Raw genomic sequence first — 23735 nt, 5'->3', positions numbered from 1 at the left:
GCATGGTTCGTTTCTTCATCGACCGGCCGATCTTCGCCTGGGTGATCGCCATCGCGGTCAGCCTGCTCGGCCTGCTCGCGATCCTGATCCTGCCGGTGGACCGCTACCCGCAGATCGCCCCACCCACCATCACCATCCGCGCCACCTACACCGGCGCCTCGTCGCAGACCGTGGAAAACGCGGTCACCCAGGTCATCGAGCAGTCCCAGCAGAGCCTGGACCACCTGATGTACATGACCTCCACCAGCGCCTCCGATGGCTCGGCGCAGGTCAACCTGGTGTTTGCCACCGGCACCAATCCGGACACCGCGCAGGTGCAGGTGCAGAACCAGCTGCAGGCGGCGATGGCGACGCTGCCGCAGGCGGTGCAGCAGAACGGCCTGACCATCACCAAGTCCAGTGGTTCGATCTTCGAGGTGCTGTCGTTCACCAGCGAAGACGGCAGCATGGACAACTTCGATGTCGCCAACTTCATGGAAGCGCGCATCGACGACCAGATCAGCCGCGTCAGTGGTGTCGGCAACATCCAGCCGATCGGCCAGGAATACGCCATGCGCATCTGGCTGGACCCGGAGAAGATGCGCCAGTACGCGCTGATGCCGTCGGACATCGAGACCGCACTGCAGGCGCAGAACACCGACGTCTCGGCCGGTGAGCTGGGTGGCCAGCCGGCACTGAAGGGCCAGCAGCTGGACGCCACGGTCACCGCGCGCAGCCGCCTGCACACGCCCGAACAGTTCGCGCGGGTGGTGCTGAAGGCCGATGCCAACGGCAGCGTAGTGCACCTGGGCGACGTGGCGACGATCGGCCTGGGGCCGGAGAGCTACGACAGCATCAGCACCTTCAACGGCAAGCCGTCGGCGTCGCTGGGCATCGAGCTCAATGCCGGCGCCAATGCCATCGCCGTGTCCAAGGCCATCGAGACCCGCCTGCAGCAGTTGCAGAAGTACTGGCCGCACGGCTACACCTACCACGTGGCGTTCACCACCACGCCGTTCGTGACCATCTCGCTGAAGGAAGTGGTGATCACCCTGATCGAGGCGATCATCCTGGTGGTGCTGGTGATGTACCTGTTCCTGCAGAACTGGCGCGCCACCCTGATCCCGACCATCGCGGTGCCGGTGGTGCTGCTGGGCACCTTCGGCGTGCTGGCGGCATTTGGCTATTCGATCAATACCCTGACCATGTTCGCACTGGTGCTGGCCATCGGCCTGCTGGTGGACGATGCCATCGTGGTGGTGGAGAACGTGGAGCGGGTGATGACCTTCGAAGGGCTGGCGCCGAAGCCGGCCACGCTGAAGGCGATGGGCCAGATCACCGGCGCGCTGGTGGGCATCGTGCTGGTGCTGACCGCCGTGTTCCTGCCGATGGCGTTCTTCAGCGGTGTCACCGGCGTGATCTATCGCCAGTTCTCGGTGACGATTGCCGCTGCGATGATCCTGTCGGTGCTGGTGGCGATGACCATCACCCCGGCCCTGTGCGGCAGCATCCTGCACCAGATTCCCAAAGGCGGCCATCCGCATGGCGACCACGGCGGCGAGCCGAGCCTGCTGGGCAAGTGCTTCATCTGGTTCAACCACCGTTTCGAGCGCACCTCCAACGGCCTGCGTCGCCGGGTGGATGGCTTCCTTGGCCGGCGCACGCTGGGCGTACTGTTCTACCTGGCGCTGAGCGTGGCCACCGGCCTGCTGCTGTGGCACCTGCCCGGCGCGTTCCTGCCCGACGAGGACCAGGGCATGCTCAACGCGCTGGTGAAGCTGCCGGCCGGTGCCACCCTGGAGCAGACCCGCGCGGTGATGGATCGCCTGAGTGCCGCTGCGGTGAAGGACGACGGCGTGCTGTCGATCCAGGCCACCGCCGGTTTCAGTGTCACCGGCAGCGGCCAGAACGTCGGCCAGGCCTTCATCCGCCTGAAGGACTGGGATGACCGCAAGGATGACGCCGACACCATTGCCGCACGGTTGACCGCGGCCATGGCCAGCGTGCCCGATGCGCAGGTGTTCATCACCTCGCCACCGGCCATCCTTGGCCTGGGCGATGCGGGCGGTTTCACCCTGGAACTGCAGGACGAAGGCGGCGCCGGCCATGCCGCCGCCGTGGCCGCGCGCAACACGCTGCTGAAGGAGGCCGCCAGGGATCCGAAGCTGGTCAACGTGCGCTACGCCAGCCTGGAAGACGCGCCGGTGTATGCGGTGAAGGTGGACGACGCCAAGGCGCAGGCCATGGGCGTGAATCCGCAGGACATCAATGACACCTTGAATGCGGCCTTGGGCGGCGACTTCGTCAACAACTTCATCTACAAGGGCCGCATCAAGAAGGTGTTCATCCAGGGCACCGCCGAAGCGCGCATGCAGCCGCAGGACATCGAGCGCTGGAGCGTGCGCAACCAGGCCGGCCAGATGGTGCCGCTGTCGTCGCTGGTCAGCGCGCACTGGACCAGCGCGCCGGCCGCGCTGCAGCGCTACAACGGCGTGTCGGCGATGGAGATCACCGGCCAGCCCGCGCCGGGCGTCAGTTCCGGCGAGGCGATGGCCGAGATCGCGCGCCTGGCCGACGCGCTGCCGGAAGGCTTCAGCCATGCCTGGTCGGACATGGCCTACCAGGAACAGCTGTCGGGCAATCAGGCGCCGATGCTGTACGCCATCTCGCTGCTGTTCGTGTTCCTGTGCCTGGCCGCGCTGTATGAAAGCTGGGCGGTGCCGTTCGCGGTGATGCTGGCGGTGCCGGTGGGCGTGTTTGGTGCGGTGCTGATGATGAACCTGCGTGGCCTCAACAACGACGTGTACTTCCAGGTCGGCCTGCTGACCACGATTGGCCTGGCGGCCAAGAACGGCATCCTGATCGTCGAGTTCGCGCGCATCCTTGAACAGCAGGGCAGGAGCACCCGCGAGGCGATCCTGCAGGCCGTCTATCTGCGCCTGCGGCCGATCGTGATGACCTCGCTGGCGTTCCTGATGGGTGTGCTGCCGCTGATGTTTGCCACCGGCGCTGGCTCGGCCGCGCGCCGCTCGCTGGGTACCGGCGTGGCCGGCGGCACGGTCGCCTCGATGGTGCTGGGCATGTTCTTCGTGCCGTTGTTCTACCTGCTCGTGCGCCGCCTGTTCCCGGGCCGCGCGCCTGCCGAAGCCACTGCCCCGGAGGCAAGCCCATGAAGGCGACGCTGCTGCGCGCCATTGCGGCCGCAACGATGACCACCGTGCTGGGCGGCTGCGTGAGCATGGCGCCGCATTACCAGAGGCCCGAGGCGCCGGTGCCGGCACAATTCGGCAATGCCGCCACGGCCGAGGCCGAGCCAGCACTGGCGGTGCCAGCCTGGCGCGAAGTCTTCCTCGAGCCGCACCTGCAGCAGGTGATCGCGCTGGCGCTGCAGAACAACCGCGACCTGCGCGTGGCCATGCTGCAGGTGGAGAAGGAACGCGCGCAGTACCGCATTCAGCGCGCGGCGCTGCTGCCGTCGGTGGATGCCAGCGGCAGTGTCACCCGCTCGCGGGTAAGTGATGCCAACAGCGAGACCGGTGCCACCCAGGTAACCGAATCTGATGCCGTGCAGGTGGGTATCAGCAGTTGGGAACTGGATCTGTTCGGACGCATCCGCAGCCTGAAGAACGAGGCCCTGCAGAACTGGCTGGCCAGCGCCGAGAACCAGCGCGCCGCGCGCACCAGCCTGGTGGCCGAAGTGGCCACGGCGTGGCTGGCGTTGGCAGCGGACGAGCAGTCACTGGCGTTCACCCGGCAGACCCTGGACAGCCAGCAGCAGACCCTGCAGCGCACCGAGGCCCGCCACGCCCAAGGCCTGGCCTCGGGCCTGGACCTGTCGCAGGTACAGACCAGCGTCGAAGCCGCGCGCGGTGCGCTCGCCAAGCTGCAGACGCAGCAGGCGCAGGATCGCGATGCATTGCAGTTGCTGGTAGGGGCGCCGCTGGATCCGGCCTTGCTGCCAACCGCGCAGGCGCTGGATGGCAGCGTGGCACTGGCGCCGCTGCCGGCCAACCTGCCGTCCAGCGTGCTGCTGCAGCGCCCGGACGTGTTGTCCGCCGAACACGCACTACAGGCGGCCAATGCCGATATCGGTGCCGCGCGCGCTGCATTCTTCCCGACGCTGACATTGACCGCCAATTACGGCCACAGCTCCACCGCGTTGTCGACGCTGTTCTCGGCCGGCACCCGTGGCTGGTCGTTCGCGCCCAGCATCACCGCGCCGATCTTCCACGCCGGCGCGCTGAAGGCATCGCTGGATGCCTCGAAGATCGGCAAGGACATCGGCATCGGGCAGTACGAGAAGGCGATCCAGCAGGCCTTCAGTGAAGTAGCCGATGCGCTGGCCACGCGCGATCACTTGACCGTGCAGATGGACGCACAGCGCGCGCGGGTGGCCGCCAACCAGCGCAGCTACACGCTGGCCGATGCGCGTTACCGCACCGGGCTGGACGGCTATCTGCAGGCACTGGATGCGCAACGCAGCCTGTTTGCCGCGCAGCAGGACCTGATCGCGCTGCAGCAGCAGGAGGCGGGCAACCGGGTGACGTTGTTCAAGGTGCTGGGCGGCGGCGCCGACGCACGCTAGCGCGTTCGCCAATGTGGGTGCGTCTTCCGCTCCGGTGGGTGCCGACCTTGGTCGGCACGGAGGCCTTCATCCACGCATGGCGTGGATCTACCGGAGCGGGAGGCCTTGGTAGGTGCCGACCTTGGTCGGCACACATGCACGGAGTATCGCTATCGGATGATTCGTGCCGGCCGAGGCCGGCACCCACCAGAAGCGGACGGTCCCGCGTTACGCCACGCGGCCGCGGCGCGCGCGCTCCAGGTGCACCAGCAGCAGTGAGATCGCTGCGGGGGTCATGCCCGGAATACGCTGCGCCTGGCCGATGGTCTGCGGGCGCACCCGCTCCAGTTTCTGCAGTGCTTCGGCCGACAGCCCGCGCACGGTCGCATAGTCGAACGCCTCGGCGATCGGCGTGGCCTCATGCCGCTGCTGGCGCTCGATCTCCTCGCGCTGGCGGTCCAGGTAGCCGGCGTACTTCACGCCGATCTCCACCTGCTCGGCCACCTTGGCGTCGGCCACGGCCGGCCCCAGCGATGGCACCTGCATCAGCTGCGCGTAATCCAGCTCGGGGCGCTTGATCAGGTCCAGCACGTTGGTCTCGCGGCTGACCGCCACGCCCAGCGTGTCCTGCACTTCGCGGCCCAGCGCATTGGCCGGGGTCGCCCACAGCGCGCCCAGGCGTGCGCGCTCGGCAGCAACAGCGGCCTGCTTGGTCTCGAACGCACCCCAGCGACGGTCATCCACCAGGCCCATCTCGCGGCCGGTCGGGGTCAGGCGCTGGTCCGCATTGTCCTCGCGCAGCTGCAGGCGGTACTCGGCGCGGCTGGTGAACATGCGGTACGGCTCGTTGGTGCCGTGGGTGATCAGGTCATCCACGAGCACGCCCAGGTAGGCCTCGTCGCGGCGCGGGCACCAACCGTCCAGCCCACGCACCTGGCGTGCGGCGTTGAGGCCGGCCAGCAGGCCCTGCGCGGCGGCTTCTTCATAGCCGGTGGTGCCGTTGATCTGGCCAGCGAAGAACAGGCCGTTGACCAGCTTGGTTTCCAGCGACGCCTTCAGCCCGCGCGGATCGAAGAAGTCGTACTCGATGGCGTAGCCCGGGCGGGTGATGTGCGCGTTCTCGAAGCCACGGATGCTGCGCACCATCTCCAGCTGCACGTCGAAGGGCAGCGAGGTGGAAATGCCGTTGGGGTAGATCTCGACGATGCCCAAGCCTTCGGGTTCGACGAAGATCTGGTGGCTGGCCTTTTCGGCGAAGCGCACCACCTTGTCCTCGATGGACGGGCAGTAGCGCGGGCCGATGCCTTCGATCTGGCCGCTGTACAGCGGCGAGCGGTGCAGCGCGTCGCGGATGATCTGGTGGGTCTGCTCGGTGGTGTGGGTGATCCAGCAGCTGACCTGCTGCGGATGCTCGTCCACCGAGCCGAGGAAGGACATCACCGGCCGCGGCGAATCGCCCGGCTGCTCGTCCATCACGCTGTAGTCCAGCGAGCGGCCATCGATGCGCGGCGGCGTGCCGGTCTTCAGGCGGTCCACCTGGAAAGGACGCTCGCGCAGGCGCGCCGCCAGCGTGGTGGCCGGCGGGTCGCCCATGCGGCCGGCGGCGTACTGGGTCGGGCCGACATGGATCTTGCCGGCCAGGAAGGTGCCGGCGGTCAGCACCACGGCACCGGCGTCGAAGCGCAGGCCGGTCTGGGTCATGACCCCGCGCACGGCGTCGCCTTCAATGACCAGGTCATCGACGGCGGCCTGGAACACGGTCAGGTTGGCCTGGCCTTCGACGATGGCGCGGATCGCCATGCGATACAGGTTGCGGTCGGCCTGGCAGCGGGTGGCGCGCACGGCCGGGCCCTTGGAGGCGTTGAGCGTGCGCCACTGGATGCCGGCGCGGTCGGCGGCATGCGCCATCGCACCGCCCAGGGCGTCGATTTCCTTGACCAGGTGGCCCTTGCCGATGCCGCCGATGGCCGGGTTGCAGCTCATCGCGCCCACTGTTTCGATGTTGTGGGTCAGCAGCAGGGTGCGCACGCCGGTACGGGCCGCGGCCAGCGCGGCTTCGGTGCCGGCGTGGCCACCGCCGATGACGATGACGTCGTAACGATGGAAGGACGGGTTCATGGGGCTGTTCAGCTGGGGGCGGGCGCGGCCGGGGCGGCACCGGGGTGGCGATTTTAGCGCCATTCGGGGCCGCGACGTCGGCGCCGGCCGGCTCCCGTCGAAATCAGCCCTAAAGTTGGCAGGATTTTTGCAGATAACCCAATAGCACCCACCGTGGCTGGCGCCGCAGGCGCCCGTGACCGGAATTGGAACAGGGGCCGGTACAGGCGCACGGTGGGGGAGCAGGGGGCCGGCAGTCGGGGGACTGCCCGGCCCTGTTTTTTGGCGCTATCGGGAGGCCGCCATCCACGCATGGCGTGGATCTACGGAAGCTGCGGCCGCCGGTTGACGACCCCGCAAAACAAACGGCCCCGCACTGCGGGGCCGTCTGCTTTCAGAGGTGCCGACATCCGACAGGGCCGGAACAGGGGGGATCCAGATGTTCCTGTCGGATATCGACGTAGAGCTTTTTGCGGCGGCCCGTGTCGTTTTTGTCACTTTGTGACGCGGGCCGTCACTGGCCCCGTAGAGTGCGGCTTGGACCGTGTGAAATGCAAGACGGTTCAGCGCTCAACTGTGCGCTGCGTCCCACGATCCATGTTGCGCCAGGGGGAACCGTTCATTCTTGGCGCACTCGGCGCCGGAGCCGGACGGGCCGGCGGCGGAGGCGCAGAGGGCTGGATGTTCGATTGCGGCGGTCGGCGCATCGAGTCCATGTTCCGCCACGGCGAACCGCCGTTGTACGACGGCCGCGACGGCGGCGGCGGGCGGTTCTCGCCGCCGTTGCCGGGTGGGCGCGGTGGCGGGCGGTGGTTGTGCGGCGGGCGGTAGATCGGGCGCGAGTAATATGGATTGCCATAGCCGCCGTAGTAGCCGCCATAGCCGCCGTAGTACGGGTAGCCGTAGTTGTAGGGATAGCCGGCGGGGTAGCGGTACTCCACCGACGGCGCACCGTGGTAGTAGCTGCCGCTGCGGCCACCGCCGACATAGTCGTAGGTGGTGCAGCCGGCCAGGGCCAGCATCAGGCCACCGGCAAGCATCAGGCGCGTTTTCATGGTGGGTCCCCCCAGAGGACGGGTTGTACAGTGAGCTTCATGCGCAGGCGTTGAATCGGCCCTTAACTTCACTGTCCAGGATGAATGGAGGTGAAGGCTGCCATGCTGGCATGACCTGTGCCGGGGTCGCCAGCAGGGAGCCATACGTTAATCTTGCGTCATGAGCGATTCACTGTTGCCCCGTGCCGATGATGTCCTGGCTGCCGCTGCGCGGATCGCGCCGCACGCCAGCGTGACCCCGGTGCTGCGCTCGCGCACGCTGGATGCGCTGGCCGGCGCGCAGCTGGCGTTCAAGGCCGAGCATCTGCAGCGCGGTGGCGCATTCAAGTTCCGCGGCGCCTGCAATGCGGTGTGGTCGCTGGATGCCGATCGCGCCGGCGCCGGCGTGGTCACCCATTCCTCCGGCAACCACGGCGCCGCCCTGGCCCTGGCCGCGCGCACCCGTGGCATTCCCTGCCACGTGGTGGTGCCCGAAGGTGCAGTGGCGGCCAAGCTGGCCAACATCGCCCGCCATGGCGCCACGCTCTGGCGCTGCCCGCCAACCATCGCCGACCGCGAGGCCTCCTGCGCCAAAGTGCAGGCTGATACCGGCGCGACCTTGGTCCATCCCTATGCGGACCCGGCGGTGATGGCCGGGCAGGGCACCGCAGCACTGGAGCTGCTGAACAGCGACGGCCCGTTCGACGTGCTGGTGGTGCCGGTGGGCGGCGGTGGCCTGGCCAGCGGCACCGCGCGGGCCCTGCAGCTCGCCAGCCCGCAGACCCGGCTGGTGCTGGCCGAGCCGGCCGGCGCGGACGACACCGCGCGCTCGTTGGCCGCTGGCGAGCGCCAGGCGGCGTTCACCCCAGACACGATCTGCGACGGTCTGCGCACCCTGATCGGCGCGCCCAACTTCGAGCTGCTGCGTGCGGCCAACGCCGAGGTGATCGTGGTCGATGACGCGGCGACGATGGCGGCGATGCGCTTGCTGTGGGAGGTCCTCAAGCAGGTGGTCGAGCCGTCATCGGCGACCGTGCTCGCCGCGGTGCTGGCGCAGCCTCAGCGTTTTGCCGGCCTGCGCGTGGGCCTGGTGCTGTCCGGCGGCAACGTCGACCTGCCCGCACTGCGCTGGGGCGCGCCGTGAGCCGCGACCGGCACCGGCATCGCACTGGCCTGCTGGGCTGGCTGTGGCGGTTGTTTGTCCTGCTGGTGATCTGGCTGCTGGGCGTGACTGCCTGGATCGTCTGGGTCGGCGAGCGTGACCAGGCGGCCAAGGCCGACGCCATCATCGTGCTCGGTGCGGCGGCCTATGACGCCAAGCCGTCGCCGGTATTCGAAGAACGCATCCGTCACGGGCTGGATCTCTATGAGGCCCAGTTCGCGCCACTGCTGATCTTCACCGGCGGCTATGGTGGTACCGGCGCGCGCTTTTCCGAGTCACAGGTGGCGCGGCGCTATGCGCTCAAGCACGGCGTGCCGGACGATGCGATCCTGATCGAGACTGCCTCGCGCAACACCGTGCAGAACCTGGTGGAAGCCAAGCGGCTGATGGACCAGCGCAACCTGCACCGGGTGATCATCGTCAGCGATCCGCTGCACATGGCGCGCGCGCTGCGCCTGAGCAGGGCGCTGGGCATCGATGCACTTGCCTCGTCCACGCCCAGCACGCGCTTCCGCAGCTTCCACACCAGCTGGCGCTTCCTGGTGCAGGAAATCTATTTCTTCCACCGCGACCTGGTGCGGCCGCCGCTGAGTTCGCCGGCCAACAACTGAGGCGGAAACCTGATTTGGGCGGGTGCCATGCGGTAGTGCCGGCCGCTGGCCGGCAGACGCCCACCATGGAATCGTGAGGTTGCCGGCACTGTGCCGACCAAGGTCGGCACCCACCAGAGCGATTCGCGTATGGCGTCGCATCTGGTAGTGCCGGCCGCTGGCCGGCAGATGCCCACCATGGAATCGTGAGGTTGCCGGCCAGCGGCCGGCACTACCAGACGATCAGGTCTGCTTGCGCCGGATCGGAATCGCCGAAACCGGCACTGAGGCCACGTCATGCCCGCCTTCGCGGATCGGTGCGCCCGGGTCCGGTGCCCAGGCATGGGCATAGATCACTTCCCAGCTGCTGGGCAGCTTGCCGTCGGCGCGCCGCATCGGTTCATACGCCGCTGCCGCCGCAGCGAAACGGCCACGCCCGGTCAGCGTGTGGCGGCGATCCACCCGTGCATTGGTCGCGCCCATCGCGCGCAGCTCGCGCATCAACGAGGGCAGGTCGTCGTAGGTCAGGGTGAACAGATCGCGGTCCAGCACCGGGTCGCGGAAGCCGGCCATCATCAGCGCATCGCCGAACTGGGCGATCTGCGCGAAGCGGCTCACGTGCGGGCGGTCATCGGCGGCCGCGAAGGCCTCGTTGAGTTCGATCAGGGTTTCCGGGCCGAAGGTGGAACACAGCAGCAGGCCACCGGGCTTGAGCACGCGACGGAAGCCTGCGAACACCGCCGGCAGGTCGTCCACCCACTGCAGGCACAGGTTGCTGAAGATCACGTCCACGCTGTTGTCGGCCAGCGGCAGCGCGGCGGCGTCGCCGCACAGGCGCTGGAACGGCTTCCACCAGCCGGCCTGGCGCTTGGCCTGGTCCAGCATCGGCAGTGCCACATCCAGCGCGATCACCTGCGCCTTCGGCCAACGCTTCTTCATCAACGCGCTGGCGTGGCCGGTACCCGCGCCGATGTCCAGCACCACCTCGGGCTTGCGTGCCTCCAGGTAGTCCAACGATTCGATCAGCCGCGACTGCACCTCGCGCTGCAGGGCGGCGGCAGCGTCGTAACTGGTGGCGGCACGCGCGAATGCGCGGCGGACATGGCGGGCATCGAAGTGGGACGGCATTGCGAAAGTCTCTTAGAACGTACCGGGGTAGGCGCCGCCGTCGATCAGCAGGTTCTGCCCGGTGAGGTAACCGGTGTGTGCGCTGCACAGGAAGGCGCAGGCGGCGCCGAACTCGTCCGCCGTGCCGAAGCGGCCGGCGGGAATCTGCTGGCGGCGGCGTTCGGCCACTTCGCCGGCATCGCCGTCCTTGCCCGCAGTGTGGGCGAAGTTGGCGCGCAGGCGGTCGGTGTCGAACTGGCCGGGCAGCAGGTTGTTGATCGTGACGTTGTGCGCGACGGTGCGGCGCGACAGGCCGGCGACGAAACCGGTCAGGCCGCTGCGTGCACCGTTGGACAGCGCCAGGATGTCGATCGGCGCTTTCACCGCCGACGAGGTGATGTTGACGATGCGGCCGAAGCCACGCGCAATCATCGCGTCCACGGTGGCGCGGATCAGCGCGATCGGCGCCAGCATGTTGGCGTCGAGCGCGGCGATCCAGTCGTCGCGCTCGAAAGTGCGGAAGTCGCCTGGCGGCGGGCCACCGGCATTGGTGACCAGGATGTCCACCTGCGGGCACGCGGCCAGCGCCGCGGCAAGACCGGCGTCGGTGGTGATGTCGGCGGCGACCGCGCGCACCTCAGCGGCACCGGGCAGTGCACGCAGCTCTTCGGCAGCGACCTGCAGTGCAGCCTCGCCACGGGCCACGATCACCACGTTGACGCCCTCGCGCGCCAGCGCACGCGCGCAGCCCAGGCCCAAGCCCTTGCTTGCGCCGCAGACCAGTGCCCAGCGGCCGTTGATACCCAGATCCATGCGTCAATCCCGTGGAATGAGGAAGGCGCTCATTGTCCGCCATCGGCCGGTGACAGGCCGGCAACGAAGTGTTGCAGGGCGCTGGCCACCTCGTCGGCATGGCCGAGGAAGGGCGCGTGGCCGCCATGGGCGATGGTCAGCGCCTGCGCACCCGGGGCCAATGCCGCAGCGGCCTGCATCGCCGCCGGAGACACCAGCCGGTCGCGCTGGCCGGCGATCCACAGGCTGGGTTTGCCCAGTGTTGGCAATGCGCCGCGCAGGTCGGTGCTTTCCAGCAGGCGCAGGCCTTCCAGCAGGGCCCGTTCGGTGGGCGCGCCGCGCTCAACCAGGCGTTGGCGCAGCGTGCGCAGCTCCTCGCGGGCGTGCGCCGAGCCCATCACATCCAGCGCCAGGAAGCGTTCCAGGGTGCCACCGAAATCGGTCGCCAGCTCGCGCCCGAACTGCTCGAAGACCGCCGGCTCCACCGCATGCGGCCAGTCGTGGCCGCGCACGAAGCGCGGCGTGGCCGCGATCATCGCCAGCCCGCGCACTTTCGGAAGCGTTGCGGCGGCGTGCAGTGCGAACAGGCCGCCCAGTGACCAGCCGCACCACACCGCCGGCGGCGTGGCCGCGGCAATGACGTTCACCACGAACGGCAGGCGCAACGGCGTGGTGTCTTCGCGGCTGTGGCCATGGCCCGGCAGATCAACCAGATGCAGGGTGAACCGGTCGGCCAGGCGCTGCACCAAGGGTGCGAACACACCGCCCTGCAGGGCCCAGCCATGGATCAGTACCAGGTCCGGCCCCTGGCCGGTGACGTCGATATGCATGGGAAAACGACAGCAGGCTCAGGCAAAGACAGGCAATGGCGGTGGCGCGGCGTCACGCACCGCCAGATCCACGCGATCGCGCGCGCTGGCGATCGCGTCCACCAGGCCACGCACCTGTTCCGGCGTGTGCAGGGCGGACAGGGTCACACGCAGGCGCGCCTTGCCTTCGGGCACCGTGGGCGGACGGATCGCGCCGACCAGCCACCCAGCCTGCTCCAGTGCCTTGGACATCGCCACGGCGCGGTGATCGTCACCACACAGCAGCGGTTGGATCGGCGTTTCCGAAGCCATCAGGTCCAGGCCATGGCGGCGTGCCTCGCTGCGGAACAGCGCGATCAGGTCGGTCAGTTTCGAGCGGCGCCAGTTGTCACGGCGTGCCAGGCGCACCGCTTCCAGTGCAGCGGCGGCCAGCGGTGGCGGCATCGCCGTGGTGTAGATGTAGGGGCGTGCGGTTTCAGCCAGGTGCTCGACCAGATCGTCGCGGCCCAGCACCAGCGCGCCGGAACCGCCCAGTGCCTTGCCCAGCGTGACCAGCTGAAGCGGCACATCGTCCACGCCCAGCCCGGCGGCGGCCACGGCACCACGGCCGTCACCGACCACGCCTACGCCGTGCGCATCGTCCACATAGAACAGCGCCTGCTGCAGGCGTGCCACAAGCGACAATGCACGCAGCGGTGCGATGTCGCCATCCATGCTGAAGACACCATCGGTGGCCAGCATCGCCGCGCCGTCGGGCGCGTGCTTGAGCTGGCGCATCGCGCCTTCGGCATCAAGGTGCGGATAACGGCGCAGGCGCGCACCGGCCAGCCGCGTCGCATCCAAGAGGCTGGCGTGGTTGAGCTTGTCCTGCACGCAGACATCACTCTCTTCGCTCAGCAGTGCCTGCTGCACGGCCAGGTTGGCGGCGAAGCCACTACCGAACAGCAGCGCGCTCGGGTAGCCCAGCCACTCCGCCACTTCGCGCTCCAGCGCGTCATGCAGGGCGTGGTGGCCGCAGACCAGATGCGATGCACCGGCGCCGGCGCCTTCGCGTGCAGCGGCATCTTGCAGCGCGTTGACCACGCTGAACTGCTGGGCCAGGCCCAGGTAATCATTGCTGCAGAAGCCGGTCAGCCACTGGCCGTCCACTTCCAGGCGGACGCCATCACGACGGTTGACCGTGCGCCGCGTGCGGCGACGGCCTTGGGCATCGCGCAGGGCGCGCTGGGCGTGGAGGCGGGCGGTCAGGTCGGGGCGGGCCATGGCGGCTGAATGCGGCGACGGGGCGGCTAGGGTAGCGCGTTGCCGCGACGCCTGCTTGTACCCCGTCTCAGGCCGCGTGAGCGCAGCCGCAGCCGGGCGCATCGGCGCTGATGTCGGCGTGCACTGTACCGCCGTGATCGTGGCCCTCGGCATCCACCTGCACCGCCATCGGTTGCAGTCCCAGCCGGGCGAACAGGGCCAGGTCGCGCTCACTCTCCGGGTTGCCGGTGGTCAGCAGCTTGTCGCCGTAGAAGATCGAATTGGCACCGGCCAGGAAGCACAGCGCCTGCAGTTCGTCACTCATGGCTTCGCGCCCGGCCGACAGCCGCACCATCGAGCGCGGCATGGCGATGCGTGCCACCGCGATCATGCGCACGAATTCGAACGGGTCCAGCTCCGCGCTGCCATGCAGCGGGGTGCCCGCCACCTGCACCAGCCTGTTGATCGGCACCGAATCGGGATGCGCCGGCAGCGTGGCCAGCGCCAGCAGCAGGCCGACGCGCTGCGCGCGCGTCTCGCCCATGCCGACAATGCCGCCGCAGCAGGTCTTCAGGCCGGCCTCGCGCACGTGCTCCAGCGTGTCCAGGCGGTCCTGGTACTGGCGCGTGTGGATGATCGAATCGTAGTAGTCCGGTGCGGTGTCGAGGTTGTGGTTGTAGTAGTCCAGGCCGGCGTCCTTCAGCGCGCGTGCCTGTTCGCCACTGAGCATGCCCAGCGTGGCGCAGGTCTCCAGGCCCAGCGCCTTCACCCCGGCAATCATCGTCGCTACCTTCGGGATGTCGCGGTCCTTCGGTGATCGCCACGCGGCACCCATGCAGAAACGCGACGCACCGGCGGCCTTGGCCTGGCGGGCCTTGGCCAGCACCGCATCGGTGTCCATCAGCTTCTGAGCGTTCACCCCGGTGCTGTAGCGCTGCGCCTGAGGGCAGTACGCGCAGTCTTCCGGGCAGCCTCCGGTCTTCACCGACAGCAGCGTGGAGACCTGCACCTGCGCCGGGTCGAAGTGCTCACGGTGGACCGCCGCGGCGCGGAACAGCAGCTCGGGCAACGGCAGGTCGAACAGGGCCTGCAGTTCGTCGTGTTGCCAGTCGTGGCGGATGGCAGCAGCCATGGCGGACCTTGGGTACGAGTGGAGCGAGGGCGGCAGTGTGGGTGGGTTGGTGAATGCTGTCAACTAATTGGTAATTAATTCGGTTTACAGAAATCGACTGCCAGAAATGCGCGCTACGGTGTAAGTTCATTGCCGCATACGGACTCGCGAGCACGTGCCATGGACAGCTACCAGCCCTACCCGATCCGCCGCGACGCGGTGCTGTGCAGCCTGGCCGCACTTCCTGACGGCGGCCTGCGCGTGGTGCTGGATGATCTGCGTCAGGCCGATGCGCCGGGGCAGTGGAAGAATCACACCTTCGTGACCTTCAAGGACTACGCGGCGGGGGAGCTCGATCCGGCGATGCTGCCGAAGGAGGAACTTGAAGCATTCGGTCACTATGTCTTGGTTCGCTTGTTGGCGATAAACGGTTGCCTGCGTGATACGGACGAAGGTCCTGACAGCGATGTCCCTCTCACCGACCAGTAGCGGCAAAGCACCGCCGCGCTGACCGATGGAGGCATCGCCCGGATCGATGCGCAACTGCGTTTCCACTGCGATGGACAGTTCCGAACATCGCCTGCATCGTGGGGAACGCGATGTCGCTGGACCCGCAGCGCCACCCCGGCATTGCCGATGTCTTCTACGCCCAGCGTGTGCGCGAACGGGTTGCGCGCGGTGTACTGGAAGCGCGGGGTGAAAAAGCGCCGGTGGCGGGAGCGCCTGCGCGTCCAGCGATGTACGCACGGGGCAGGCAGTCGGGACGACCCGTATCGGGGCATTTCACCGCATCCTGCAAGGCCTTCAGCCACAGTAGCCGCTGTCCGCTCGCACCCGCCGCATCCAGACTGTCCTGCATGACCGATCTCAATCGCCTCCGCGGCCGCATCACCGCGCTGGTTCTCAGTGAGGCCTGGCGCCGCCGTGCCGCGCTCTGGGGCGGTGCTGTGGCCGTAGCGCTGGTGGCCATCCTGTTTGCCAAGGCCAGCGACGCGGCCTTCCATCTGTTCCAGCGCATCACCGCGCACTCGCCGTGGTGGGCCCTGCTGCTCACGCCCGGCATCTTCGCGTTGCTGGCCTGGCTGACCGCGGGTGCGCTCAAACCCACCCGCGGCAGTGGCATTCCGCAGGTCATTGCCGCACTGGACAGGCCGGACGAGTCCTTCCGCAAGACCAACCTGTCGCCCGCGGTCTCGGCGGGCAAGCTGCTGCTGACCTCGCTGTCCCTGCTCGGTGGCGCGTCCGTTGGTCGCGAGGGCCCGACCGTGCATGTGGGCGCGAGCCTGATGTACCTGTTCGGCCGCTGGTTCGGCTTCAAGGACCCGCGCGAACTCTCGCACTTCCTGCTGGCCGGGGGCGCGGCCGGCATCGCGGCGGCGTTCAACACACCGCTGGCCGGCATCGTCTTCGCCATCGAGGAGCTCAGCGGCCGCTTCGAGCATCGCTTCTCCGGCACCCTGCTGACCGCAGTGATCGTCGGTGGCGTGGTCTCGCTGGGCCTGCTCGGCAACTACACCTACTTCGGCCATGTGAGTGCGCGCCTGCCGCTCGGCCAGGGCTGGCTGGCGATCCTGCTGTGCGGCGCAGTGGCCGGATTGCTGGGCGGATTGTTCGCGCGCGCGGTGTTGGCCAGTGCGGCGGGCCGCCCCCGTTGGCTCGGGCAACTGCGGCAGCGGCATCCCGTGTTGCTGGCCGCAGGCTGCGGGCTGGTGGTGGTGCTGCTGGCCCTGGCGTTCGGAGAAGGCGCATTCGGCACCGGCTACGAACAGGCGCGCAGCCTGGTGCAGGGGCAGGCGATGGTGGGCCACGAGTTCGGTCTGGTGAAGCTGCTGGCGAACCTGGCGTCCTACGTGGCGGGCATCCCCGGCGGCCTGTTCTCGCCGGCGCTGGCGGTCGGTGCCGGTCTTGGGCATAACCTGGCGATGTTGATGCCGGGCGTGGATCCGCGTGCGTTCGTGCTGCTGGGCATGTGTGCCTACCTGACCGGCGTCACCCAGGCCCCGCTGACCTCGGCGGTGATCTCGCTGGAGCTGACCGACAGTGGTGATCTGCTCCTGCCGATCCTGGCCACGGTGCTGATCGCGCGCGGCGTGTCCGGGATGGTGTGCCGCGTGCCGATCTACCGTGGGTTGGCGGAGCTGTTGATGGTGCCGAAAGCAGAGCCAGCTGACAGGCCTCACTGATTGCCTTGATCAACAGGACCAATCATCTCGAATCTTCACTCCTGTAGTGAAGCTGATTCCGCGCTGCACCGTCTACCCGATGCCGCGTGCGCCGCAGAAGATGCGTCCACGCCGGGGCTGCACCCGGACCCGCATCGAGAGCAACATGATCAACTGTCGTATCCGCAGCCTGGCGGCTGCCGTCCTGGCCCTGGCCAGTTCCCCCGCGCTGGCGATGTCCGGCGCGCCCATGCTGCCCAGCGAGCGCAGCATCGGTACCCTCGAACCGGTGGCGCGTTTCGAGGGTGCCATGCCCACCAGCGTGGCGGTATCTGAAACCGGGCGCATCTTCGTCAACTTCCCGCGCTGGGGCGATGACGTGAGCTGCAGCGTGGCCGAATGGCGCGACGGCCGCGCCGTACCCTATCCGGATGCGCGCATCAACAGCGCGGACGGAGCCGACCCGGCTGCACACTTCATCAGCGTGCAGAGCGTGGTGGCCGATGGCCAGGGCCGGCTGTGGGTGTTGGACACTGCAGCGCCCGCATTCTCCGCACCGCAGGCCGGTGGCGCCAAGCTGGTGGCGATCGATCTGGCTACCAATACCGTGGCCAGGACACTGGTGTTCCCGGCCAACGTCATCGACGCGCGCACCTACGTCAACGATGTGCGCTTCGACTTCCGGGTCGGCCGCGAGGGCGTGGCCTACGTGACCGACTCGTCGCTGAGCGGTATCGGCGGCATCATCGTGATCGACCTCGCTACCGGTAGCGCCACCAAGCGCCTGATCGGGCATGTGTCCACGTCAGCCGACCCGACCTTCGTACCGATCGTGGAAGGGCAGCAGATGCGGCTGCGCAACGCGGATGGTTCGACCCAGCCGTTCACCGTGGCCGCCGATGGCATCGCCCTGTCGCCCGATGGCGCCACGCTGTTCTACACGCCCTTGTCCAGCCGTCATCTGTACAGCGTGCCGACCGCGCTGCTGCGCGATCCGAAGGTGAGTGAAGCGGAACTGGCGGCCGCAGTGGTCGACCACGACGACAAGGGCGCCTCCGATGGCATGGAGATGGACGCCGACGGGCGGTTGTATGCCAGCGACTACGAGCACAACGCGATCCATGCCCGCGACGCGCAGGGGCGATGGACGACCGTGGTTCACGACCCGCGCATCCTGTGGCCGGATACGTTGTCGATGGGGCCGGACGGCTATCTGTACTTCACCGCCAACCAGCTGCACCGCCAAGCCGGATTCAATGGCGGCGTTGATCGGCGGCAGGCGCCGTACATGGTGTACCGCACGCGGGTGGATGCCGCGCCGGCGCCCACGAGGTGAAGTGATCCGGTAGAGCGGTGAAAGTTCCTACGGCCCACTGGGAACACAGCCGATGGCATCGCGCCATCGAGGTGCTCACGCTGCAACGTATGCCTGCCTTTACCCCCGCCGCCTGGAGCCTGCAGGCCGTGCTTCGCCTGCTGCTGCCATTGCGCTGCCTGGTCTGTGACGACCCAGGCCATGATGGCCTTGACCTATGCCGCGCCTGCCTCGCCGAACTACCCTGGGCCGGCCGCGCCTGCCTGCGTTGCGCGCTGCCGCTGCCGGACGCCGCCCTGATCGTCTGCGGCAGCTGCCGCGAGGAAGCGCCACCGCAGACGGCCACCCATGCCAGCCTGTTGTACCTGCCGCCAGTGGACCAGCTGCTGCTGCGCTACAAGTTCCATCAGGACCTGGCGGCTGGCCGCCTGCTGGCGCAGTTGATGCAGCGGGCACCGCCCGCCTGGTCATGCCCACCACTGGCGCCGGTACCCCTGCACCGCCGCCGCCTGCGCCAACGCGGCTACAACCAGGCCGCCGAGCTGTGCCGGCTGCTGCCGTTGCCGGTCTGGCATGGGCTGTACCGGCGGCGGCATACCGCACCGCAGTCCGAACGAACGGCCGAGCAACGCAGGGAAAACCTGTTCGATGCGTTCGATGTACGCGGTCCGGTGCCACCCCGATTGACCGTGGTTGACGACGTGATGACCACCGGCAGTACGGTGATGGAGATTGCCGAAACGCTGCGCTGCGTGGGTGCTGAAGAGGTGCGGGTATGGGTGTGCGCGCGGGTGCCGTGATCGCTGTCTTCATCGCCGGGGGCTAGGATGTGGCCGGTTCCGGATCGAAGGAGTGGCCATGAATTCCCCCTTGTCTCCCTTGTTGTCGGCGGTGGGTCGCAGCTGGTGGATCCTGCTGCTGTATGGGCTGGCCGCTGTCCGCCGCCATGGCATTGGCGTGGACGCTGGGCGTGATGGCCATCGTTGAAGGCGTCATCAGCCTGTTCGCACTGGTCAGCGGCGGCAGCGGCGCGTCGCGTGGCTGGCTGGCACTGTATGCCATCGCCTCGCTGGGTTTCGGCATCCTGGCGGTGATCAATCCGCTGGCCACCGCCAGCGTGCTGGTGCTGTTCCTGGCGGCGTGGCTGCTGGTGGCCGGCATCTATCGCATCGTGTTCGCGATCCGCGTGCGCAAGCAGATCCAGGGCGAATGGTTGCTGATCCTCAGCGGCGTGCTGGCGGTGGTGCTGGGCCTGCTGTTTGCGGCGAATCCATATGCCGGCGTGGCGGTAACTACGCTGTGGATCGGCATCGGCAGCCTGCTGTACGGCCTGCTGCAGGTGCTGGTGGCATTCAAGCTGCGGAAGCTGAAGTGAGGGCTGCGCTTCCGCTGTTGCTGGGCGTGGCCTTGACCCTGGCCGGCTGCATGCCGGGCGCCACGCCCGGTGGCTTGGCAGGGAAGGATCACGTGCCGCGCCCTGGCGTGGATGTGCGCCTGAGCGCGGTGGACGCCTCCGGCAAAGGCAAGCCGGCGCAATGGCAAGGCGAAACCCTGGCCCTGCGCGAGCCGCCGATTGCCGGCAGCACCGACATTGCCGACGTGCGCTACGTGCTGGATGAAGCCAAGCAACCTGGCCTGCAGATCCGCTATCGACCCGAAGCGCACCAGCGCATCCACGATGGCACGGCAGCACTGGTGGGCCAGCGCGCGGCGCTCAGCGTGGACGGCCGCGTGCTGATGGTGGCGACGGTGAAAGGCCCGTTCGGTGAATCGATGATGCTGAGCGGGCTGCCGAGCATTGCCGAGGCACAGGCGTTGGCGAAGCACATCACCGGTCAGTGACGGGCGCGCCAACACCACCGCGTTACGCGCGGAGGTCGACCAAGGTCGACCGCTACCGGGCGAACCGTGCCTCGATCTCCTCCAGCGACTTGCCCTTGGTCTCCGGCAGCCAGAACGCGGCTACCAGGAAAAATACGAAGGTGCACGCCGCCCAGAACACGAACATGCTGGCGTAGCCGTAGTGGCCCACCGTGGGCAGGAAGATGGCGGCGATGGTGGTCGACACGAACTGGTTGATCAGCAGCGCGATGCTCATGCCATTGGAACGGATGCGGTTCGGCATCAGCTCCGACAGTGCCAGCCACACGCACACGCCGGGGCCGACCGCGAAGAACGCGACGAACACCAGGATGCAGGCGGCCACGGCCCAGCCGTGTGCCGGTGGCGGCACCGGGCCGATGCGGGCCTGTTCGACGCGCAGCGGCGCCTGCGCGGCACTGGCGGGGTCGGCGAACGGGTTCAGATGCAAGTTGCGGAAGAATGCGCCGATCACGCTGTCCGGCTGTACGGTGCCGGTGCGGTCGATACGCAGTTCGCGATCAATCAGGTTGTCGCTGCGCACGGCGCGCACATTGGTGAAGTCGCCGTAGGCGTACGACACGGTCAGCTGCAGCGGCCGGCCCTCGCTGTCGATGCCAGCACCGAGGCGCTGCCACTGGGCTTCATCCAGCACCAGCTGCAGGCCATCGCCGTTGACCGCCGCCTGCAACTGCGGCTGCACATCAGCGCGACCGCGCTCGGCCTGGAAGAACAGCGTGGCCGCGGCCAGCAGGGCCACGCAGATACCACCGCTGCCGAGCATCAGCAGGAACTTGCGGCCCTTGCGGTCGACCAGCAGCAACGCGACCACGGTCATCACCGCATTCAGCAGCTTGATCGCCACGTCGGCGCCGTTGGCCACTGAACCGGACAGGCCGGCCTGATTGAGGATGTTCACCGCGTAGGCCAGTACCGAGTTGATGCCGGTGGCCTGGGTGCAGGCCAGCACGACGCAGGCGAGCAGGAACGGCACCACGTAGCGGCGGCTGAGCAGTGGATCGCGCTTGCTGTGGCTGCTGCTCGATTCCGGCGCCTGGATCTGCGCAAGGGTGGGCTCCACATCGGCAGCGGGCAGTACGCGCTGCAGGCTGCGGCGGGCTTCATCAATGCGGCCCCGGCGTACCAGCCAGCGTGGCGATTCGGACAGCCAGAAGATGCCCGCGCAGAACAGCAGGCCCGGCGCCAGGCAGGTCCAGAAGATGGTGCGCCAGGCGTGGTCCTTCACCGTGAACAGCTCCTGCGCCTGCTGTGCCAGCGGCAGCGAGCGCACGGTTTCGGCGGCGGCATCCACGGCGTGGGCGTGGTACAGGCCGATCAGGGCTGCCAGCACCAGGCCAACGGTCAGCAGCAGCTGGAACATCGCGGCGCCGCGCCCGCGTCGCTCGGGGCTGAGCACTTCGGCCAGGTACAGCGGAATCACTACACCGATCAAACCGCCACTGATGCCCTGCAGCAGGCGGCCCAGCAGCAGCGGCGTGTAACCGGAGGCCAGCGCCATGATCGGAATCGAGGCGGTGAACAGCAGGCCGGCCAGCAGCATCGCGCCGCGGCGGCCGATCAGGTCGGCGATCATGCCGGCGAACAGCGAGGACAGCACGCTGCCCAGCAGTACCGCGGCCACCACGAAGCCAAGCTGCTGGCTGCTGAGCTGCCAGGCGTGGCTGGCGGTGGCTTCAAGATAGGGCAGGGCGCCGGCGATGATGCCGATGTCGATGCCGTACAGCAGGCCACCGAGGCCGCCGATGAAGAGCAGGTAACGTACGGGCCAGCGCGGAGCGGTGCTTGCAGTCATCGGCAGTTCCTGTGGTAGCGCCGGGCCAGGCCAGGCGGCGGTTCGTCGCAGAGTGCATTCTGTAGAGCCGAGCCATGCTCGGCTGCTTTCCGTTCCGATATCGAGGTTCCCCATGCCGCGCTTCGTGCGGTGAGCCGAGCATGGCTCGGCTCTACAGGGAGCCCGCGCGGCATCCGGGCCGCATCGCTTGCGTCAGGTCAGATCGATCACGCGCCCACCAATGACCACCTGCTGCAGGCGCAGTTCGGCGTCCAGCACCACCAGGTCGGCACGGGCGTCGGGCGCGATGCGGCCGCGATCGCCCAGGCCCAGATAGTCGGCCGGGAAGGTGGAAACGCGCTGCGAGGCATCGGCCAGCTCCAGGCCCACGCGCACCAGGTTGCGCAGCGCCTGGTCCATGGTCAGCGCGCTGCCGGCCAGTGAACCGGTCGCCAGGCGCACGCAGCCGCCGCACTTGTGCACGCGCTGCTCGCCCAGCGCGTACTCGCCGTCGGGCATGCCGGTGGCGGCCGTCGCGTCGGTCACCGCATACAGGCGCGGGATCGCGCGCGCGGCCAGGCGGATCACGCCGGGATGGATGTGCTGCAGGTCGGGAATGATCTCGGCGTACTGTGCATGCGCCAGCGCCGCCGCGGCGATGCCGGGTCGGTAATGGTCGACACCGGTCATGCCATTGAACAGATGGGTGAAGCCGGAGGCGCCGGCCTGCAGCGCAGCCACGCCCTCTTCATAGGTGCCGGCGCTGTGACCGAGCTGCACGCGGATGCCCATCGCCGAAAGCGCGGGAATCAGTGCGGTGTGCTCGCCGATTTCCGGTGCCAGCGTTATCACTCGGATCGGCGCCAGTGCGTGCAGTTGCTGCACCAGCGCCAGCGTCGCCTCGATCGTGCGGTTGGGCTGTGCACCGAGCCGCTGCGGGCTGATGAACGGTCCTTCCAGATGCACGCCGACGATGCGGGCGGCGTCGGCATCGGGCGCCGCCATCGTCGCAGCCACCCCCTGCAGCGCGTGCTCGATCTCATCCAGGCCGGCGGTCATGGTGGTTGCCAGCAGCGTGGTGGTGCCGAAGCGCAGATGCGTGCGCGCGATGGTGCGCGCCACGTCGCCGCCCTGCATCAGATCCACCCCGGCCGCGCCGTGCACATGCAGGTCGATGAAGCCGGGCAGGATCACCGGCAGCTGCAGGTCGTCAGCACCACTGTGGTCATCCACCTGCAGCTGGCGCACGTGTGAATCGAAGTGGACCTGGCCACGCCGCCAGCCCAGCGGGGTGAGGATGCGGCCATGCAGGGAACGGATGTCGGTCATGCGGGAGGCTCGGCAATGATCACTTCGATACCCAGCCGCTGCAGCCCTTCGCGGGTTGCCTCGTCGATGCCGGCGTCGGTGATGATGGCGTGGATCTGGTCGAGGCGGGCGATGCGGTGCAGGCTGACACGGCCGAACTTGGAGGCGTCGGTCAGCACCACGATGCGGCGCGCGCGCTCGACCATGCGGTGGTTGAGGCGGGCTTCGGCCTCGTCGTGGGTGGTCAGGCCGAACTGCAGGTCCAGGCCATCCACGCCAAGGAACAGGGTGTCGAAGCTGTACGAGTTGAGGCTGGCCTCGGCCTGGCTGCCCTGCAGCGACAGCGACTGCTGGCGCAGCAGGCCACCGGTCAGCAGCACGGTGATGCCTGCGGCATTGGCCAGTTCCCAGGCGATGTTCAGGCCATTGGTCATCACCGTCACGTCGCGATGCGCGCGCAGGTGGCGAGCCAGCGTCATCGTGGTCGAGCCGGAGTCGATGATGATGTTGTCACCAGGCCGTACCAGGCGCGCGGCACACGCGCCGATCGATTCCTTTAGCGGCAGGTTCAGTGCGTCCTTTTCGTGGATGTCCTGTTCCTGCGGCGGCGTGCGCACCAGGGTGGCGCCGCCGTGGGTGCGGTTGGCCAGGCCCTGCGACTCGAAGTGGGTCAGGTCGGCACGGATGGTCACCGCCGACACGCCGAAACGCTCGACCAGATCGGCCACCTGCACCGAGCCGTGCTCGATCAGCAGCTGCAGGATCTGTTGCCGGCGGGAGCGGGTGTTGCGCATGGCCATTCTCGGTTTCG

The 23735-nt window shown here is 68.2% G+C and carries 19 protein-coding genes and 1 pseudogene; 10 read left to right on the top strand and 10 right to left on the bottom strand.

All coding sequences use genetic code 11. The features are described from left to right. The first annotated feature begins 2 nt into the window (after window positions 1-2). Both smeB and smeC read left to right on the top strand, forming a co-directional pair. Entirely contained in the window at window positions 3-3152 is a 3150-nt protein-coding gene (gene smeB, locus ACS0OT_RS18900; RefSeq protein ID WP_164092986.1) for a multidrug efflux RND transporter permease subunit SmeB, read from the top strand. Beyond that, complete coding sequence (gene smeC, locus ACS0OT_RS18895) at window positions 3149-4564, top strand: multidrug efflux transporter outer membrane subunit SmeC (protein WP_188248106.1); 1416 nt, start codon at window positions 3149-3151, stop codon at window positions 4562-4564. The genes smeB and smeC overlap by 4 nt, the downstream gene beginning before the upstream one ends. Window positions 4565-4771: 207 nt before the next feature. Here smeC and mnmG read toward each other — a convergent pair whose 3' ends face one another. Together mnmG and ACS0OT_RS18885 are read right to left on the bottom strand one after the other, a co-directional pair. Next, window positions 4772-6661 carry a tRNA uridine-5-carboxymethylaminomethyl(34) synthesis enzyme MnmG gene (mnmG, locus tag ACS0OT_RS18890; protein ID WP_005420137.1) on the bottom strand — a complete coding sequence of 630 codons (1890 nt, stop codon included), beginning with the start codon at window positions 6659-6661 and terminating at the stop codon, window positions 4772-4774. Between the two features lie 542 nt (window positions 6662-7203). Then, the gene (locus tag ACS0OT_RS18885) at window positions 7204-7695 is read right to left on the bottom strand and encodes a hypothetical protein (protein ID WP_053496813.1); all 492 of its coding nucleotides are present in this window, start codon (window positions 7693-7695) and stop codon (window positions 7204-7206) included. A gap of 160 nt (window positions 7696-7855) precedes the next feature. Between ACS0OT_RS18885 and ACS0OT_RS18880 the strand changes: the two genes are divergently transcribed. Together ACS0OT_RS18880 and ACS0OT_RS18875 are read left to right on the top strand one after the other, a co-directional pair. Beyond that, window positions 7856-8818: a pyridoxal-phosphate dependent enzyme gene (locus tag ACS0OT_RS18880; protein WP_262090177.1), complete on the top strand. Its 963-nt coding sequence runs from the start codon at window positions 7856-7858 to the stop codon at window positions 8816-8818. Beyond that, window positions 8803-9447, top strand: coding sequence for a YdcF family protein (locus ACS0OT_RS18875; protein WP_425604235.1), 645 nt, complete (start codon window positions 8803-8805; stop codon window positions 9445-9447). Before ACS0OT_RS18880 ends, ACS0OT_RS18875 begins: the two co-directional genes overlap by 16 nt. Window positions 9448-9669: 222 nt before the next feature. Here the strand turns inward: ACS0OT_RS18875 and bioC are convergent, their stop codons facing one another. The 5 genes from bioC to bioB all read right to left on the bottom strand — a co-directional run bounded on the left by bioC (window position 9670) and on the right by bioB (window position 14508). After that, a complete protein-coding gene (gene bioC / locus ACS0OT_RS18870) occupies window positions 9670-10554 on the bottom strand; it encodes a malonyl-ACP O-methyltransferase BioC (RefSeq protein ID WP_005420131.1) in 885 nt (294 codons plus the stop codon). 12 nt (window positions 10555-10566) lie between these two features. Then, complete coding sequence (locus tag ACS0OT_RS18865) at window positions 10567-11346, bottom strand: SDR family oxidoreductase (RefSeq protein ID WP_164092990.1); 780 nt, start codon at window positions 11344-11346, stop codon at window positions 10567-10569. 29 nt (window positions 11347-11375) lie between these two features. Continuing rightward, complete coding sequence (gene bioH / locus ACS0OT_RS18860) at window positions 11376-12155, bottom strand: pimeloyl-ACP methyl ester esterase BioH (protein WP_262220239.1); 780 nt, start codon at window positions 12153-12155, stop codon at window positions 11376-11378. 18 nt (window positions 12156-12173) lie between these two features. Next, entirely contained in the window at window positions 12174-13397 is a 1224-nt protein-coding gene (bioF, locus tag ACS0OT_RS18855) for an 8-amino-7-oxononanoate synthase (RefSeq protein WP_065185871.1), read from the bottom strand. A 67-nt stretch (window positions 13398-13464) separates the two neighbouring features. Beyond that, complete coding sequence (gene bioB, locus ACS0OT_RS18850) at window positions 13465-14508, bottom strand: biotin synthase BioB (RefSeq protein ID WP_065197294.1); 1044 nt, start codon at window positions 14506-14508, stop codon at window positions 13465-13467. 159 nt (window positions 14509-14667) lie between these two features. On the opposite strand from bioB, the gene ACS0OT_RS18845 reads away from it, so the two are divergent. From ACS0OT_RS18845 to ACS0OT_RS18820, 6 genes and pseudogenes are all read left to right on the top strand, one after another. Continuing rightward, on the top strand, window positions 14668-14976 hold the full coding sequence (locus ACS0OT_RS18845; protein ID WP_065197293.1) for a hypothetical protein: 309 nt from the start codon (window positions 14668-14670) through the stop codon (window positions 14974-14976). Between the two features lie 368 nt (window positions 14977-15344). Next, a complete protein-coding gene (locus ACS0OT_RS18840) occupies window positions 15345-16670 on the top strand; it encodes a chloride channel protein (RefSeq protein ID WP_442255933.1) in 1326 nt (441 codons plus the stop codon). Between the two features lie 145 nt (window positions 16671-16815). After that, complete coding sequence (locus tag ACS0OT_RS18835) at window positions 16816-17985, top strand: L-dopachrome tautomerase-related protein (RefSeq protein WP_065185937.1); 1170 nt, start codon at window positions 16816-16818, stop codon at window positions 17983-17985. Window positions 17986-18074: 89 nt separating this feature from the next. Then, window positions 18075-18764 carry a ComF family protein gene (locus tag ACS0OT_RS18830; RefSeq protein WP_065185869.1) on the top strand — a complete coding sequence of 230 codons (690 nt, stop codon included), beginning with the start codon at window positions 18075-18077 and terminating at the stop codon, window positions 18762-18764. A 58-nt stretch (window positions 18765-18822) separates the two neighbouring features. Continuing rightward, a pseudogene (locus ACS0OT_RS18825) lies at window positions 18823-19339 on the top strand (HdeD family acid-resistance protein). Beyond that, window positions 19336-19806, top strand: a complete 471-nt coding sequence (locus ACS0OT_RS18820; RefSeq protein ID WP_065185868.1) for a SecDF P1 head subdomain-containing protein — start codon at window positions 19336-19338, stop codon at window positions 19804-19806. The pseudogene ACS0OT_RS18825 and the gene ACS0OT_RS18820 overlap by 4 nt, the downstream one beginning before the upstream one ends. 52 nt (window positions 19807-19858) lie before the next feature. Here ACS0OT_RS18820 and ACS0OT_RS18815 read toward each other — a convergent pair whose 3' ends face one another. The 3 genes from ACS0OT_RS18815 to ACS0OT_RS18805 form a co-directional block, all read right to left on the bottom strand. Beyond that, a complete protein-coding gene (locus ACS0OT_RS18815) occupies window positions 19859-21637 on the bottom strand; it encodes an MFS transporter (RefSeq protein WP_065185867.1) in 1779 nt (592 codons plus the stop codon). Between the two features lie 192 nt (window positions 21638-21829). Continuing rightward, window positions 21830-22945, bottom strand: a complete 1116-nt coding sequence (gene nagA, locus ACS0OT_RS18810) for an N-acetylglucosamine-6-phosphate deacetylase (RefSeq protein WP_442255932.1) — start codon at window positions 22943-22945, stop codon at window positions 21830-21832. Further along, on the bottom strand, window positions 22942-23718 hold the full coding sequence (locus ACS0OT_RS18805) for a DeoR family transcriptional regulator (RefSeq protein WP_164092995.1): 777 nt from the start codon (window positions 23716-23718) through the stop codon (window positions 22942-22944). Before ACS0OT_RS18805 ends, nagA begins: the two co-directional genes overlap by 4 nt. Window positions 23719-23735: the final 17 nt, after the last annotated feature.

This window comes from Stenotrophomonas maltophilia group sp. RY12688, from assembly GCF_052149045.1.
Taxonomy (GTDB): Bacteria; Pseudomonadota; Gammaproteobacteria; order Xanthomonadales; family Xanthomonadaceae; genus Stenotrophomonas; species Stenotrophomonas sepilia.
The sequence above is the reverse complement of the archived record's forward strand: the minus strand, read 5'-3'. Positions and strand labels throughout refer to the sequence as shown.

Bases quoted from the DNA above. Each gene is read 5' to 3' on its own strand.
- smeB (WP_164092986.1), top strand. From the start codon at position 3: ATGGTTCGTTTCTTCATCGACCGGCCGATCTTCGCCTGGGTGATCGCC.
- smeC (WP_188248106.1), top strand. From the start codon at position 3,149: ATGAAGGCGACGCTGCTGCGCGCCATTGCGGCCGCAACGATGACCACC.
- mnmG (WP_005420137.1), bottom strand. From the start codon at position 6,661: ATGAACCCGTCCTTCCATCGTTACGACGTCATCGTCATCGGCGGTGGC.
- ACS0OT_RS18885 (WP_053496813.1), bottom strand. From the start codon at position 7,695: ATGAAAACGCGCCTGATGCTTGCCGGTGGCCTGATGCTGGCCCTGGCC.
- ACS0OT_RS18880 (WP_262090177.1), top strand. From the start codon at position 7,856: ATGAGCGATTCACTGTTGCCCCGTGCCGATGATGTCCTGGCTGCCGCT.
- bioC (WP_005420131.1), bottom strand. From the start codon at position 10,554: ATGCCGTCCCACTTCGATGCCCGCCATGTCCGCCGCGCATTCGCGCGT.
- ACS0OT_RS18865 (WP_164092990.1), bottom strand. From the start codon at position 11,346: ATGGATCTGGGTATCAACGGCCGCTGGGCACTGGTCTGCGGCGCAAGC.
- bioH (WP_262220239.1), bottom strand. From the start codon at position 12,155: ATGCATATCGACGTCACCGGCCAGGGGCCGGACCTGGTACTGATCCAT.
- bioF (WP_065185871.1), bottom strand. From the start codon at position 13,397: ATGGCCCGCCCCGACCTGACCGCCCGCCTCCACGCCCAGCGCGCCCTG.
- bioB (WP_065197294.1), bottom strand. From the start codon at position 14,508: ATGGCTGCTGCCATCCGCCACGACTGGCAACACGACGAACTGCAGGCC.
- ACS0OT_RS18845 (WP_065197293.1), top strand. From the start codon at position 14,668: ATGGACAGCTACCAGCCCTACCCGATCCGCCGCGACGCGGTGCTGTGC.
- ACS0OT_RS18840 (WP_442255933.1), top strand. From the start codon at position 15,345: ATGACCGATCTCAATCGCCTCCGCGGCCGCATCACCGCGCTGGTTCTC.
- ACS0OT_RS18835 (WP_065185937.1), top strand. From the start codon at position 16,816: ATGATCAACTGTCGTATCCGCAGCCTGGCGGCTGCCGTCCTGGCCCTG.
- ACS0OT_RS18830 (WP_065185869.1), top strand. From the start codon at position 18,075: ATGCCTGCCTTTACCCCCGCCGCCTGGAGCCTGCAGGCCGTGCTTCGC.
- ACS0OT_RS18815 (WP_065185867.1), bottom strand. From the start codon at position 21,637: ATGACTGCAAGCACCGCTCCGCGCTGGCCCGTACGTTACCTGCTCTTC.
- nagA (WP_442255932.1), bottom strand. From the start codon at position 22,945: ATGACCGACATCCGTTCCCTGCATGGCCGCATCCTCACCCCGCTGGGC.
- ACS0OT_RS18805 (WP_164092995.1), bottom strand. From the start codon at position 23,718: ATGCGCAACACCCGCTCCCGCCGGCAACAGATCCTGCAGCTGCTGATC.